Origin of the sequence: Streptomyces sp. NPDC058001 (assembly GCF_042886315.1) — a bacterium.
Lineage (GTDB): Bacteria > Actinomycetota > Actinomycetes > Streptomycetales > Streptomycetaceae > Streptomyces.
Genome location: NZ_JBHVQT010000009.1, coordinates 158,274 through 173,159, shown reverse-complemented (window position 1 = coordinate 173,159; position 14,886 = coordinate 158,274). Strand labels below are relative to the sequence as shown.

The 14,886-nt window shown below is 69.5% G+C and carries 13 protein-coding genes; 8 read left to right on the top strand and 5 right to left on the bottom strand.

Annotated elements, in window-relative coordinates; translation table 11 throughout:
• The first annotated feature begins 109 nt into the window (after window positions 1–109).
• From ACFVT5_RS23530 to pgi, 6 genes are all read left to right on the top strand, one after another.
• Entirely contained in the window at window positions 110–1,321 is a 1,212-nt protein-coding gene (locus ACFVT5_RS23530) for a phosphoglycerate kinase (RefSeq protein ID WP_389891248.1), read from the top strand.
• Window positions 1,322–1,329: 8 nt separating this feature from the next.
• On the top strand, window positions 1,330–2,115 hold the full coding sequence (gene tpiA / locus ACFVT5_RS23525; protein ID WP_389891245.1) for a triose-phosphate isomerase: 786 nt from the start codon (window positions 1,330–1,332) through the stop codon (window positions 2,113–2,115).
• A gap of 128 nt (window positions 2,116–2,243) precedes the next feature.
• Complete coding sequence (gene secG, locus ACFVT5_RS23520; RefSeq protein WP_389891242.1) at window positions 2,244–2,474, top strand: preprotein translocase subunit SecG; 231 nt, start codon at window positions 2,244–2,246, stop codon at window positions 2,472–2,474.
• Between the two features lie 205 nt (window positions 2,475–2,679).
• The gene (locus ACFVT5_RS23515) at window positions 2,680–3,015 is read left to right on the top strand and encodes an RNA polymerase-binding protein RbpA (RefSeq protein ID WP_362568048.1); all 336 of its coding nucleotides are present in this window, start codon (window positions 2,680–2,682) and stop codon (window positions 3,013–3,015) included.
• A gap of 195 nt (window positions 3,016–3,210) precedes the next feature.
• On the top strand, window positions 3,211–4,428 hold the full coding sequence (locus ACFVT5_RS23510; RefSeq protein WP_389891238.1) for an MFS transporter: 1,218 nt from the start codon (window positions 3,211–3,213) through the stop codon (window positions 4,426–4,428).
• 92 nt (window positions 4,429–4,520) lie between these two features.
• On the top strand, window positions 4,521–6,173 hold the full coding sequence (gene pgi, locus ACFVT5_RS23505) for a glucose-6-phosphate isomerase (protein ID WP_389891235.1): 1,653 nt from the start codon (window positions 4,521–4,523) through the stop codon (window positions 6,171–6,173).
• Window positions 6,174–6,242: 69 nt separating this feature from the next.
• On the opposite strand, the gene pgl is transcribed toward pgi, so the two are convergent.
• The 5 genes from pgl to tkt are packed head-to-tail and all read right to left on the bottom strand — an operon-like array spanning window position 6,243 to window position 12,993.
• The gene (gene pgl, locus ACFVT5_RS23500) at window positions 6,243–7,043 is read right to left on the bottom strand and encodes a 6-phosphogluconolactonase (RefSeq protein ID WP_389891232.1); all 801 of its coding nucleotides are present in this window, start codon (window positions 7,041–7,043) and stop codon (window positions 6,243–6,245) included.
• Window positions 7,040–8,215, bottom strand: coding sequence for a glucose-6-phosphate dehydrogenase assembly protein OpcA (opcA, locus tag ACFVT5_RS23495; protein ID WP_389891229.1), 1,176 nt, complete (start codon window positions 8,213–8,215; stop codon window positions 7,040–7,042). Before opcA ends, pgl begins: the two co-directional genes overlap by 4 nt.
• A complete protein-coding gene (zwf, locus tag ACFVT5_RS23490) occupies window positions 8,212–9,744 on the bottom strand; it encodes a glucose-6-phosphate dehydrogenase (protein ID WP_389891226.1) in 1,533 nt (510 codons plus the stop codon). The genes opcA and zwf overlap by 4 nt, the downstream gene beginning before the upstream one ends.
• 4 nt (window positions 9,745–9,748) lie before the next feature.
• A complete protein-coding gene (gene tal, locus ACFVT5_RS23485) occupies window positions 9,749–10,870 on the bottom strand; it encodes a transaldolase (RefSeq protein ID WP_389891223.1) in 1,122 nt (373 codons plus the stop codon).
• A gap of 35 nt (window positions 10,871–10,905) precedes the next feature.
• Window positions 10,906–12,993, bottom strand: coding sequence for a transketolase (gene tkt, locus ACFVT5_RS23480; RefSeq protein WP_389891220.1), 2,088 nt, complete (start codon window positions 12,991–12,993; stop codon window positions 10,906–10,908).
• A gap of 362 nt (window positions 12,994–13,355) precedes the next feature.
• Here tkt and ACFVT5_RS23475 point away from each other — a divergent pair, with 362 nt between their 5' ends.
• Together ACFVT5_RS23475 and ACFVT5_RS23470 are read left to right on the top strand one after the other, a co-directional pair.
• On the top strand, window positions 13,356–14,330 hold the full coding sequence (locus tag ACFVT5_RS23475) for a heme o synthase (protein ID WP_389891217.1): 975 nt from the start codon (window positions 13,356–13,358) through the stop codon (window positions 14,328–14,330).
• A 123-nt stretch (window positions 14,331–14,453) separates the two neighbouring features.
• Window positions 14,454–14,822 carry a hypothetical protein gene (locus ACFVT5_RS23470; protein ID WP_389891214.1) on the top strand — a complete coding sequence of 123 codons (369 nt, stop codon included), beginning with the start codon at window positions 14,454–14,456 and terminating at the stop codon, window positions 14,820–14,822.
• The last annotated feature ends 64 nt before the right edge of the window (window positions 14,823–14,886 follow it).

Sequence of the window (14,886 nt, the reverse complement as noted above, 5' to 3'; positions counted from 1 at the left end):
GCGACGCGGCGCCGCCCGAGCCCTGTGACGCGTGCACGGCCGATCTGCGCAGCCGGTAAGCGCGGTCGGCGTGCACAGCCCTGATCAGAGCCCTCCCAAGGAGCCACTCTTGAAGACCATCGAGGAACTTCTCGCCGAAGGCGTCGACGGCAAGCGGGTCTTCGTCCGCGCCGACCTCAACGTGCCGCTCGCCGACGGCATCATCACCGACGACGGCCGCATCCGCGCCGTCCTGCCGACCGTCAAGGCACTCGTCGCGGCGGGCGCCAAGGTCGTCGTCGCCTCTCACCTGGGCCGCCCCAAAGGCGCCCCCGATCCGGCGTTCTCGCTGCTGCCCGCCGCCGAGCGGCTCGGTGAACTCCTCGGCGGGCCCGTCGCGTTCGCCCAGGACACCGTCGGCCCCGCCGCGCACGAGGCCGTCGACGGGCTTCAGCCCGGCCAGGTCGCCGTGATCGAGAACCTGCGCTTCAACCCGGGCGAGACCTCCAAGGACGACACCGAGCGCGGCGAGTTCGCCGACCGGCTCGCCGCCCTCGCCGACATCTACGTCGGCGACGGCTTCGGCGCGGTCCACCGCAAGCACGCGTCGGTGTACGACCTCCCCGCCCGGCTGCCGCACTACGCGGGCTACCTCATCGCCACCGAGGTCGGCGTCCTCAAGAAGCTCACCGAGGACGTCCAGCGGCCCTACGTCGTCGTCCTCGGCGGCGCCAAGGTCTCCGACAAGCTCGGCGTGATCGACCACCTCCTGGAGAAGGCCGACCGCATCCTCATCGGCGGCGGCATGGTCTTCACCTTCCTCAAGGCCCAGGGCCACGAGATCGGCACGTCCCTCGTCCAGGAGGACCAGATCTCGGCGGTACGGGAGTACCTCACGCGCGCGAAGGAGCGCGGCGTGGAGTTCGTGCTCCCCGTCGACGTCCTGACCGCGCCGGAGTTCCCCGACCTCAAGAGCAAGGCCCCGGCGCACCCGAACACGGTCGCCGCGGACGCCATGCCCGACGACCAGATGGGCCTCGACATCGGCCCGGAGTCCCGCAAGCTGTATGCGTCGAAGCTCGCCGACGCCGCCACCGTCTTCTGGAACGGACCCATGGGCGTCTTCGAGCACCCCGACTACGCCGAGGGCACCAAGGCGGTCGCCCAGGCACTCCTCGACTCCCGGGCCTTCACGGTCGTCGGCGGCGGCGACTCCGCCGCGGCCGTGCGGATCCTGGGCTTCGACGAGCAGGCATTCGGCCATATCTCGACCGGTGGCGGCGCCTCCCTCGAATACCTTGAGGGCAAGACGCTCCCCGGCCTCGCCGCACTGGAGAACTGACACCCGCCATGACGAATCAGACCACCCGCACGCCGCTGATGGCGGGCAACTGGAAGATGAACCTCAACCACCTTGAGGCCATCGCCCACGTCCAGAAGCTCGCCTTCGCGCTCTCCGACAAGGACTACGACGCCGTCGAGGTCTCCGTCCTGCCGCCCTTCACCGACCTGCGGTCCGTACAGACCCTCGTCGACGGCGACAAGCTGAAGATCAAGTACGGCGCCCAGGACATCTCGGCCCACGACTCCGGCGCCTACACCGGCGAGATCTCCGGATCCATGCTGGCCAAGCTGAAGTGCACCTATGTCGCCGTCGGCCACTCCGAGCGGCGCCAGTACCACGGCGAGACCGACGAGCTGTGCAACGCCAAGGTGAAGGCCGCCTACAAGCACGGCCTCACGCCGATCCTCTGCATCGGCGAGGGCCTGGACGTCCGCAAGGCGGGCGAGCAGGTCTCCTACACGCTGAACCAGCTCGACGGCGCCCTCAAGGACCTTCCCGCCGAGCAGGCCGAGTCGATCGTGATCGCCTACGAGCCGGTGTGGGCCATCGGCACCGGTGAGGTCGCGACCCCCGAGGACGCGCAGGAAGTCTGCGGCGCGATCCGCGGCCGGCTCGCCGAGCTGTACAGCCAGGAGCTGGCCGACCAGGTCCGTATCCAGTACGGCGGCTCCGTGAAGTCCGGCAACGTCGCCGCGATCATGGCGCAGCCCGATGTCGACGGTGCTCTCGTCGGCGGCGCGGCGCTCGACGCGGACGAGTTCGTCAAGATCGTGCGCTTCCGAGACCAGTGAGTATGCGCTAGCCGCGATCCGTCGTACTCTTGCGGGGGCCGACGCCCGGCCCACCGGGTAGGCTTCGGCCCCCGCGTCGTCCATCAAGATCCGAGGGAAGACCCCGGAAAGGGAGTTCAGCTGTGGTCATGGGGTTTTCGATCGCCCTGATCGTCTTCAGCCTGCTGCTGATGCTGCTGGTGCTGATGCACAAGGGCAAGGGCGGCGGTCTGTCCGACATGTTCGGTGGCGGTATGCAGTCGTCCGTCGGCGGCTCTTCGGTCGCCGAACGCAACCTGGACCGCATTACCGTCGTGGTCGGTTTGCTGTGGTTCGTGTGTGTTGTCACGCTCGGTGTGATGATGAAGGTCAACAACTGACGTTCATCGCCATCGCACACAGCACACCTGGGCCCCATGTCCGGTCCGCGCCCTCGGGCGCGGCCTATCATGGGGCTTGCGTCTAAGGGGTGGGGGTGTAACTCCAATCACTGGACGCGCGTTGGGCCTTACGTAGACTGAGGCGCCCGCAGCGAAGCGACTCGCCGACTCGTTTCGCGGCACCATCACGCAGGGAGTTACGACCGTGGCAAGTGGCAACGCGATCCGAGGAAGCCGGGTCGGGGCGGGGCCGATGGGCGAGGCCGAGCGTGGCGAGTCCGCGCCACGGCTGCGCATCTCCTTCTGGTGCTCGAACGAGCACGAGACGCAGCCGAGCTTCGCCAGCGACGCGCAGGTTCCCGAGACCTGGGACTGCCCGCGCTGCGGCTTTCCGGCCGGGCAGGACCGGGACAACCCCCCGGACCCGCCGCGGACCGAGCCCTACAAGACGCACCTCGCTTACGTCCGTGAGCGGCGCAGCGACGCGGACGGCGAGGCGATCCTCGCCGAAGCCCTCGCCAAACTGCGGGGCGAGATCTAGGCCCTGTCGTCAAACTGCCGTCTGCCGCGCTCCGGGCGAACGACGCCATTTTGACGACAGGACCTAGGAGTTGAGACCGGCCGGACACCACAAGGTGTCCGGCCGGACCTGTCTTCGCCGTCGCCGGACCTCTGCGCGGTCGATTGTCAGTGCTGCCCTCTACCTTTGCCGTCAAGGTGATCGGGAGGGGAACGAGTGACGACGACCGAAGCGGTGGCGGTCCGTGCGCCGGCCTGGCGCGGGGGATTCGGACGGCTGTGGACGGCCGCCGTGCTCTCCCGCTTCGGGGACGCGCTGCGCACCGCGGCGCTTCCCCTGCTGGCCGCCTCGCTCACCGATGAGCCGCTGCTCATCGCGACCGTGACGGCGTGCGGCTATCTGCCCTGGATCGTCTTCGGACTCCTCGGCGGAGCGGTCGCCGACCGGGTCGACCAGCGCCGCGCCATGTGGTCGGCGGATGTCGCGCGGGGCCTGCTCGTCGCCGCCTTCGCGGTGGCCGTGGCGCTCGACCACGCCACCATCGGGCTGCTCATCGCGCTCGCCTTCACCCTCACCACCCTCCAGACGCTCTTCGACAACGCCGCCACCGCCCTCCTGCCCACCCTCGTGGACCGCGAGGCACTGGCCGGGGCGAACGCCCGGCTCATGACCGGACAGCAGATCGCGGGCGGCCTCCTCGCCACCCCGCTGGTGCCGCTGATCCTCACCCTGGGCGCCGCGGCGCCCTTCGCGGCCGACGCGGTGACCTATCTGCTCGCCGCCGCCCTCCTCGCCACCCTGCGCGTCCCCACGCCCACACGCGACCCGCGCCCCTCCGGCAGCACCCTGCGCGGCGACATCTCCGAGGGGATACGCGCCCTGTGGCGGGACCGGGCCCTGCGCGCGCTGTGCACGGCCACGGCCCTGACCAATGTCGGCATGGGCGCCCTCATCGCCACACTGGTCCTGCTCGCCACCGGCTGGCTGGACGCGGGCACGGGAGGGTACGCGGCGGCGATGACGTCGTACGCGGTCGGCAGTCTGGTCGGCGGCTTCGTGGCGCGGCGCCTCGCCGACCGGACCGGGCGGATACGGGCGGTGCTGATCGCCGGGGGCGTCCAGACCGGCGCCCTGGTCGTGATGGGCACCGTGCGCAGCCTGATCGCGCTGACCGTGGCGCTCGCCGTGTTCGGACTGATGGGCATGGTCTGGAACGTCAACCAGGTGACCCTGATGCAGCAGCGCGCACCCGCGCCGATGCTCGGCCGGATCAGCTCGGCGTTCCGCACCCTCAGCATCGGCGCCGCGCCGATAGGCGCGATCCTGGGCGGCGCGGTGGCCACCGCCTGGGGGCTGAACACCCCGGCCCTGCTCGCCGCCGCCGTGTTCGCGCTCGCCGTCATGGTGCTGACCGTCCGCGTCACCGACACCTGACGGTCGACCGCGGGCGGCCCTGATCAATTAGGTTGGGAGGTGCAGCGGGGCAAGGTACGCACCGAGGTACGAGAAGAAGGACGAAGCCCGAGATGAACGCAGAAAGCCGTACCAGGCTCAATCAGACGCCCGAGTGGAGCGCGCTGGCGAAGCACCGGGAGGAGCAGGGCGAGGTACAGCTGCGCGAGCTGTTCGCGGCGGATCCGGACCGCGGCGGCACGTACACGCTCCAGGTCGGCGACCTGTACGTCGACTACTCCAAGCACCTGGTCACGGACGAGACATTGCGGCTGCTGCGGGAGCTGGCGGCGGCGGCCGACGTGTACGGACTGCGTGACGCGATGTTCCGCGGTGACAAGATCAACACCACTGAGGACCGCGCCGTCCTGCACACCGCGCTGCGCGCCCCCAGTGACGCGGTGATCGAGGTCGACGGGCGCAATGTCGTGCCCGAGGTGCACGCCGTACTCGACAAGATGAGCGCCTTCGCGGACAAGGTGCGCTCCGGCGAGTGGACCGGGCACACCGGCAAGCGGATCAGGAACGTCGTCAACATCGGTATCGGCGGCTCCGACCTCGGTCCGGCGATGGCGTACGAGGTGCTGCGGTCCTTCACCGACCGCGATCTGACGGTGCGTTTCGTGTCGAACGTGGACGGTGCCGATCTGCACGAGGCGGTCCGGGACCTGGACGCCGCCGAGACGCTGTTCATCATCGCGTCGAAGACGTTCACGACGATCGAGACCATCACCAACGCGACCTCCGCGCGCGGTTGGCTCCTCGGTGAGCTGGGGGCCGGTCAGGACGCCGTGGCCAAGCATTTCGTGGCGCTGTCGACCAACGCCGGCAAGGTCGCCGACTTCGGCATCGACACGGCGAACATGTTCGAGTTCTGGGACTGGGTCGGCGGGCGTTACTCGTACGACTCGGCGATCGGTCTGTCGCTGATGATCGCGATCGGTCCGGACCGGTTCCGCGAGATGCTCGACGGCTTCCACACCGTCGACCGCCACTTCCGTAACGCGCCGCCCGAGCAGAATGTGCCGCTGCTGCTCGGTCTGCTCGGCATCTGGTACGGCAACTTCCATGACGCGCAGTCGCACGCGGTGCTGCCGTACTCGCACTATCTGTCCAAGTTCACCGCGTATCTCCAGCAGTTGGACATGGAGTCCAACGGTAAGTCCGTCGGGCGGGACGGGGTGCCCGTCGAGTGGCAGACCGGGCCGGTGGTGTGGGGCACGCCCGGGACCAACGGGCAGCACGCGTACTACCAGTTGATCCATCAGGGCACCAAGCTGATTCCCGCAGACTTCATCGGGTTCGCCGAGCCGGTCGCCGATCTTCAGCCGGGACTCGTCGCCCAACACGATCTGCTGATGGCCAACTTCTTCGCGCAGACGCAGGCGTTGGCCTTCGGCAAGACGCCGGACGAGGTGCGGGCGGAGGGGGTGCCGGAGGAGTTGGTGCCGCACAAGACGTTCCGGGGGAATCACCCGACGACGACGATCTTGGCGAAGTCGTTGACGCCTTCCGTGTTGGGGCAGTTGATCGCCCTCTATGAGCACAAGGTGTTTGTGCAAGGGGCTGTGTGGAACATCGACTCGTTCGACCAGTGGGGGGTCGAGTTGGGGAAGGTGCTGGCCAAGCGGATTGAGCCCGCTCTTTCGGAGGGGGCTTCGGTGCCGGGGTTGGATGCCTCGACCACTGTGCTTGTTCGTAAGTACCGGGAGTTGCGGGGGCGTTGAACCGGCTGTGCCGGGCGCCCCTGTTCTTCGGGGAGCCCGGCACTTGGGTCGTGCCCACAACAGGACCGGTTACGGTGACGCCGGAGGGTACAAGGCTCTCGGTAGTTGGGAAGCTGCTGCTGCGTCCAGGAGCCAGAGGGTTCTTGCTCGGCCCCTCGCTCCCGCTGCCGGGGCCTGGATCTCGCCCGCTCCTGACAGGGCCATCGCCGCTGCCCCGGCCTTGTCCTCGCCCGCCGCCAGGAGCCAGACCTCGCGGGCCGCGCGGATCGCCGGCAGCGTGAGGGAGATCCGGGTCGGCGGGGGCTTGGGCGCGCCGTGGACGCCGACCACCGTACGGTCCTTCTCGCGGACCGCCGGTAGCTCAGGGAACAGCGAGGCGACATGCGTGTCGGGGCCGACGCCGAGCATCAGGACGTCGAAGGACGGTACGGGACCGTGGTCCTCGGGCCCCGCCGCCGCGGCGAGTTCGGCCGCGTAGGCCGCGGCGGCGGTGTCCGCGCCGTCCGTGCCGTCGCCGTCCCCGCCGTACGGACCGTCCGACGCGGGCATGGCGTGCACCCGCTTCGGATCCAGCGGCACCGAGTCGAGCAGCGCCGCGCGGGCCTGGGTGACATTGCGCTCCGGGTCACCCTCGGGCAGGAAGCGCTCGTCGCCCCACCACAGGTCGAGCCGGCCCCAGTCGATGGCGTCCCGGGCGGGCGCGGCGGCGAGCGCGGCCAGCAGGCCGTTGCCGTTGCGCCCGCCCGTGAGGACGATGGACGCGGAGCCGCGGGCGGCCTGGGCGTCCACGATCTTCGTGATCAGCCGGGCCGCCGCGGCCTGCGCCATCAGCTCCTTGTCGCGGTGGACGACCAGCTGGGGCGTACTCACTTCCCCGTCGACTTCCTGGCGGGAGCCTTGGCCGCCGACTTGGCCGTCGACTTGGACGGCGCGGGCTTCTCGGGAGCCGGCTTGGCGGGAGCCGACTTCGCCGCCGCGGTCTTGGAGGCCGCCGGCTTCGAGGCCGCCGTCTCCGCCGGAGCGGGCTTCGCGGCCGAAGACTTCGCCGTCGCCGACTTCGAGGCCGCCGACTTGGTGGCCGCCGCCCCGCCGAGCGGCTGCGACGCCCACGACTCGTCGTCCGCCAGCCGTTCCACGCCGAACTTCAGCGCCGACTCGTAGGTGTCGTCGGGGTCCAGCCTGCGCAGCTCCTCGGCGATCAGCTCCGCCGTCTCGCGCCGCTTGAGCGCGACCGCGCGGTCCGGCTGCCCGTCGATGGAGAGCGTCGCCAGGGACCCGTCAGGACGGTCCAGGCCGATCGGACCGCAGTCCGTCTCCAGCCGCACCCCGGTGAGCCCGGGACCGCTGGACGCGGAACGCTTCACCGGCGCCTTCAGCCGGTCGGCGAGCCACATGGCGAGCAGTTCGACGCTCGGGTTGAACTCCTCGCCCTGCACCTCCGCCGCCGTGACCTTGCAGACCACCTGGTCCAGGGCGGCGGCCAGCATCGACCGCCAGGGGGTGATCCGGGTCCAGGACAGATCCGTGTCACCCGGGGAGTAGGTCTCGGCGCGGGCCGACAGCTCCTCGACCGGGTTCTCGGCCGAGAAGGTGTCGGTGATACGGCGCTGGGCCAGATTGCCGAGCGGGTCGTTGGCCGGGTCGACGGGCGCGTTGATCGGCCACCAGGCGACGACCGGCGCGTCCGGCAGCAGCAGCGGCAGGACCACCGACTGCGCGTGGCCCACCACCTCGCCGTACAGCCGCAGCACCACCGTCTCGCCGGTGGCCGCCTCCGTACCGACCCGGACCTCGGCGTCCAGGCGTGAGGTCGTCCGGTCACGCGGCGAACGCGAGACCCGCCGGATGACCACCAGGGTGCGCGAGGGGTGCTCGCGGGACGCCTCCGAGGCCGCCCGCATCGCGTCGTAGGCGTTCTCCTCGTCGGTGATGATGACCAGGGTGAGCACCATGCCGACGGCCGGGGAGCCGATCGCCCGGCGGCCCTCGATCAGCGCCTTGTTGATCTGGCTGGCCGTGGTGTCCGTGAGGTCGATGTTCATGGCCGACGCCAGCTCCGTCCGTCTCGTGCGAGCATTTCGTCCGCCTCGACCGGGCCCCAGGTCCCGGACGCGTACTGCGCGGGCTTGCCGTGCTTGTCCCAGTACGCCTCGATCGGGTCGAGGATCGTCCAGGACAGCTCGACCTCCTCGACGCGCGGGAAGAGGTTCGAGTCGCCGAGGAGCACATCGAGGATGAGCCGCTCGTACGCCTCGGGGCTGGACTCCGTGAAGGACTCGCCGTACGCGAAGTCCATCGACACGTCCCGGACCTCCATCGAGGTGCCGGGAACCTTGGAGCCGAAGCGCATGGTCACGCCCTCGTCCGGCTGGACGCGGATGACGAGCGCGTTCTGCCCCAGCTCCTCCGTCGCCGTGTGGTCGAAGGGGGAGTGCGGGGCGCGCTGGAAGACCACCGCGATCTCGGTGACCCGGCGGCCCAGACGCTTGCCGGTGCGCAGATAGAACGGCACACCCGCCCAGCGGCGGTTGTCGACCTCCAGCTTCACGGCCGCGTAGGTGTCGGTCTTCGACCTGGCGTCGATGCCGTCTTCCTGGAGATAGCCGATGACCTTCTCGCCGCCCTGCCAGCCCGCCGCGTACTGCGCGCGGACCGTGTCCTTGCCCAGCTCCCTGGGGAGCCTCACGGCGCCGAGGACCTTGGTCTTCTCGGCGACGAGCGCGTCCGCGTCGAAGGAGGCGGGCTCCTCCATCGCGGTCAGCGCGAGCAGCTGGAGCAGATGGTTCTGGATGACGTCACGGGCGGCGCCGATACCGTCGTAGTACCCGGCCCGGCCGCCGATGCCGATGTCCTCGGCCATCGTGATCTGTACATGGTCGACATACGACCGGTTCCAGATCGGCTCGAACAGGGTGTTGGCGAAGCGGAGCGCCAGAATGTTCTGGACGGTCTCCTTGCCGAGGTAGTGGTCGATACGGAAGACCTGGTCCGGCGCGAACACCTCATGGACGATCGCGTTCAGCTCCTTGGCCGACGCCAGATCGTGCCCGAAGGGCTTCTCGATGACCGCACGGCGCCAGGAGCCGTTCTGCTGGTCGGCCAGACCGTGCTTCTTCAGCTGCTGGACGACCTTCGGGAAGAACTTCGGCGGCACCGACAGATAGAACGCGAAGTTGCCGCCCGTGCCCTGTGCCTTGTCCAGCTCGTCGATCGTTGCCTTCAGGTTCTCGAACGCGTCGTCGTCGTCGAAGTCGCCCTGGACGAAGCGCATCCCCTGGATGAGCTGCTGCCAGACCTCCTCGCGGAACGGCGTGCGCGCGTGTTCCTTGACGGCGTCGTGGACCTCCTGGGCGAAGTCCTCGTTCTGCCACTCGCGGCGGGCGAACCCGACGAGCGAGAAGCCCGGGGGAAGGAGACCCCGGTTCGCGAGGTCGTAGACGGCGGGCATCAGCTTTTTACGGGACAAATCGCCCGTGACGCCAAAGATCACCAGGCCCGACGGCCCCGCGATACGCGGGAGCCGTCGGTCCGCGGCGTCACGAAGCGGATTGGCTCCGTGTGCGCGATTCAAGGTCTCAGCCCTCCGATGGGGCGAGGCGCTGAAGCTCCGCCTCGGTCGACTTGAGGAGGTCGTTCCAGGCCGCCTCGAATTTCTCGACGCCCTCGTCCTCCAGGAGCTGCACCACGTCGTCGTACGAGATCCCGAGCTTCTCGACGGCGTCGATCTCCGCACGCGCCTGCGCGTACGTCCCGGCGATGGTGTTGCCGGTGATCTGTCCGTGGTCGGCGGTGGCCTCCAGCGTGGCCTCCGGCATGGTGTTCACCGTGCCCGGGGCGACCAGGTCGTCGACGTACAGGGTGTCCTTGTACGCCGGGTCCTTCACGCCGGTCGAGGCCCACAGCGGACGCTGCTTGTTCGCGCCCGCCTTGTCGAGGGCGGCCCATCGGTCGGAGCCGAAGACCTCCTCGTACGCCTGGTAGGCCAGGCGCGCGTTCGCGACGCCCGCCTTGCCGCGGGACGCCTTGGCCTCGGGGGTGCCGAGGGCGTCCAGACGCTTGTCGATCTCGGTGTCCACGCGGGACACGAAGAAGGACGCCACGGAACGGATCTTGGAGAGGTCCAGGCCCGCGGCCTTCGCCTTCTCCAGGCCCGCCAGATAGGCGTCCATGACCTCGCGGTACCGGTCGAGGGAGAAGATCAGCGTGACGTTGACGCTGATGCCCAGACCGATGACCTCGGTGATCGCGGGCAGGCCCGCGCGGGTCGCCGGGATCTTGATGAGGGTGTTGGGCCGGTCGACCAGCCAGGCGAGCTGCTTGGCCTCGGCGATGGTCGCCGCCGTGTTGTGGGCCAGGCGCGGGTCGACCTCGATCGACACCCGGCCGTCCTGGCCGCCGGTCGCGTCGAACACCGGGCGCAGCACGTCCGCCGCGTCCCGTACGTCCGCCGTGGTGATCATGCGCAGGGCTTCCTCGACGGTCACCTTGCGCGTGGCGAGATCGGTGACCTGCTGCTGGTAGCCGTCGCCGCCCCCGGAGATCGCCTTCTGGAAGATCGACGGGTTGGTGGTGACGCCCACGACGTGCTGCTGGTCGATCAGTTCGGCGAGGTTGCCGGACGTGATCCGCTGGCGCGACAGGTCGTCCAGCCAGATCGCGACGCCTTCCTCGGAGAGGCGCTTGAGTGCGTCTGTCATGGAAATTGCATCTCCTACTGAGTCGTGTGTACGCGTCAGCGCTGGACGGTCGCGAGTGATTCCCGGGCGGCGCCGGTCACCGCTTCGGCAGTGAACCCGAACTCCCGGAAGAGGACCTTGCCGTCCGCCGAAGCGCCGAAGTGCTCCAGCGAAACGATGCGTCCGGCGTCCCCGACGAACCGGTGCCAGGTCAGACCGATCCCGGCCTCGACCGCCACACGGGCCTTCACGGACGGCGGCAGGACGGAGTCGCGGTACGCCTGGTCCTGCTCGTCGAACCACTCCACGCAGGGCATCGAGACGACCCGGGTCGGCACACCGGCCGCCTGCAACTGCTCGCGCGCCTCGACGGCGAGCTGCACCTCGGAACCCGTACCGATCAGCACGACCTCCGGGCTGCCGCCCTCGGCCTCGGCCAGGACGTAACCACCCCTGACCGTGCCCTCGTTGGGCTCGTACGTCGGCACGCCCTGGCGGGTCAGCGCCAGGCCGTGCGGGGCGCCCTTGCCGAACTCCTTCGTCCAGCGGCGCTGGATCTCACGCCAGGCGATCGCCGTCTCGTTGGCGTCGGCCGGGCGCACCACGTTCAGCCCCGGGATCGCGCGCAGCGAGGCCAGGTGCTCGACCGGCTGGTGCGTCGGGCCGTCCTCGCCGAGACCGATGGAGTCGTGCGTCCACACATACGTCACCGGGAGGTGCATCACCGCGGAGAGCCGGACCGCGTTACGCATGTAGTCCGAGAACACCAGGAACGTACCGCCGTAGACACGGGTGTTGCCGTGCAGCGTGATGCCGTTCATCTCGGCGGCCATCGAGTGCTCACGGATACCGAAGTGCAGCGTGCGGCCGTACGGGTCGGCCTCCGGCAGCGGGTTGCCCGCCGGGAGGAACGACGAGTGCTTGTCGATCGTGGTGTTGTTCGAGCCGGCCAGGTCGGCGGAGCCGCCCCACAGCTCGGGGAGCACCGTGGCGAGCCCCTGGAGGACCTTGCCGGACGCGGCGCGCGTGGCGACGGCCTTGCCCGCCTCGAAGACCGGGACCGTGTTCTCCCAGCCGGCCGGCAGCTTGCCCGCGGCGATCCGGTCGAACTCGGCGGCCCGCGCCGGCTTGGCCGTACGCCAGGCCGCGAAGCCCTTCTCCCACTCGGCCTTCGCCTCACGGCCCCGGTCGAGCGCCTCACGGGTGTGCGCGAGGACCTCGTCGGCGACGTAGAACGACTTCTCCGGGTTGAAACCGAGGACCCGCTTGGTGGCCGCGACCTCTTCGTCGCCGAGGGCCGAGCCGTGCGCGGCCTCGGTGTTCTGCGCGGACGGCGCGGGCCAGGCGATGATCGAGCGCATCGCGATGAACGACGGACGCTCGGTCTCCGCCTTGGCCGCCTGGAGCGCCGCGTACAGCGCCGCCGGGTCCAGGTCGCCGTTGTCCTGCTGCTCGACGCGCTGCACATGCCAGCCGTACGCCTCGTACCGCTGCACGGTGTCCTCGGAGACCGCGGTCTCCGTGTCGCCCTCGATGGAGATGTGGTTGTCGTCCCACAGCAGGATCAGATTGCCGAGCTTCTGGTGCCCGGCCAGCGACGACGCCTCGGCGGAGATGCCCTCCTGGAGGCAGCCGTCACCGGCGATCGCGAAGATGTGGTGGTCGAACGGAGAGGCGCCGGGGGCCGCGTCCGGGTCGAACAGACCGCGCTCGTACCGGCTGGCCATCGCCATGCCCACGGCGTTGGCGACCCCCTGGCCCAGCGGGCCCGTGGTGGTCTCGACGCCGACCGTGTGCCCGTACTCCGGGTGGCCCGGGGTCAGGGAGCCCCAGGTGCGGAACGCCTTCAGATCATCCAGCTCCAGACCGAAACCGGCCAGGTACAACTGGGTGTACAGAGTCAGGGACGAGTGGCCCGCGGACAGCACGAACCGGTCGCGCCCGGTCCAGTCGGCGTCCGCCGGGTCGTGCCGCATCACCTTCTGGAAGAGGGTGTACGCGGCGGGTGCCAGGCTCATCGCCGTACCCGGATGGCCGTTGCCGACCTTCTGTACGGCGTCCGCAGCCAGCACGCGGGCGGTGTCCACGGCCCGCTGGTCCAATTCGGTCCACTCGAAATCTGTGGTGGTCGGCTTGGTGCTCACCCTGAGTCAGGGCTCCTCTCCAGATGTCGAATGCCGGTGGTCCGAGCGCTCACCGGCCGCTGTCGAGCCTACCGCTGTAGGTAACGCGCATTTTTTCGAGTCATTTCCAGACTGCCGGGGCTTGTCACGATCCGCCTCTCGACAAACCTCCTCATGTCTCCCCCTCCATACGGAGGGGCCCCTCGGGATGCTCAGCGCACCGTCCGATCGGTCCGCGCGTACCCGCGCGGGCACCCGTCAACACGACCCCACCCCCGCGAAGGGCGAGGTATGGGCAACGTCTAGAGTGGCGTGGTACGCGCGGGCCTTTACGGGGACTTCACACCTGGGGCTCGCTGGGATGTTCTCTGTCAGGGGTGTGCGTGACGGCCGTTGAATCCCGTCCTGCGGGAGGGGGCACCTCCCAGGCCAACGAGGCTGTGGGGGAGCTTGGGAAGAACTCCGGCCAGCGGCCGTTCGGGGCCCGTGTCATGGCGTTCGTGGCGCTGACCAAGCCACGCATCATCGAGCTGCTGCTGATCACCACCGTGCCGGTGATGTTCCTGGCCCAGCAGGGTGTGCCCGACCTCGGACTCGTGCTGCTGACCTGCGTCGGCGGCTATCTGTCCGCGGGCGGCGCCAACGCGCTCAACATGTACATCGACCGCGACATCGACGCCCTGATGGACCGCACCTCGCAGCGCCCCCTGGTCACCGGCATGGTCTCGCCGCGCGAAGGTCTGATCTTCGGCCTGACACTCGCCGTCGGCGCCACCCTGTGGTTCGGGTACTTCGTCAACTGGCTGTCCGCGTGGCTGTCGCTCGGTGCGCTCCTCTTCTATGTGGTCGTCTACACGATGATCCTCAAGCGGCGCACCTCGCAGAACATCGTCTGGGGCGGGATCGCCGGCTGTATGCCGGTCCTGATCGGCTGGTCCGCCGTCACGAACTCCCTCTCCTGGGCCGCGCTCATCCTCTTCCTCGTCATCTTCTTCTGGACGCCGCCGCACTACTGGCCGCTGTCGATGAAGGTGAAGGACGACTACGCGCGCGTGGGCGTGCCCATGCTGCCGGTCATCGCGACCAACAAGGTCGTCGCGCGGCAGATCGTCGTCTACAGCTGGGCCATGGTCGCCGTCTCGCTGCTGCTGACACCGCTCGGCTACACCGGCTGGTTCTACACGGCGGTCGCGCTGGTCACCGGCGGCTGGTGGCTGTGGGAGGCGCACGCGCTGCTCGCGCGGGCGAAGGAGGGGCACACCGGAGGCAAGCTCAAGGAGATGCGGCTGTTCCACTGGTCGATCACCTATGTGTCGCTGCTGTTCGTGGCGGTCGCGGTGGACCCCTTCCTTCGCTGAGCGGCCACCTTCCTGCGCTGAGCGGTCACCGCCGATTCCGTACCGCTTCCGGGTGGGCCGCGTGGCGCACGCCACGGGTCCCGCCCGTCGCCAGTTGATCTACCCGTCGGTAGCATCTTGTGCATGGCAGACAACGAGCAGACCCCGTCCGCCGGGGCGGACCCCGACGACAAGCAGGCGGCCCGTGCCCGGCGCAGGGCGGCCCGGCTCGCCAAGGAGATCGGCGCCTTCGCCAAGGCGCACGGCGGCGCCGAAGGCCAGGTCGCGTACCTCGGGCGCAGGGGCGCCCGGATCGTCCTCGTCGGCGAGGACGGGCACTGGGGGGATCTGGTGGCGCCCACCTACGCCGTCGCCGAGCAGGCCGTGCGGGACGCGGGCATCACCGTGCACGAGGCGTTCGACGGCGCGTTCGCGGCCAAGGTGCGCACAGGGCCGTACGAGTGGTCGCGGATGGCCGGGATCCAGCTCGGCGGGGGCTCACCCCGGGCCTGACGACATCCGACACGCGTTTCACCCGTTAACCCAGGGAAAGTGACACCAGGTTGCCGGGCGAGAC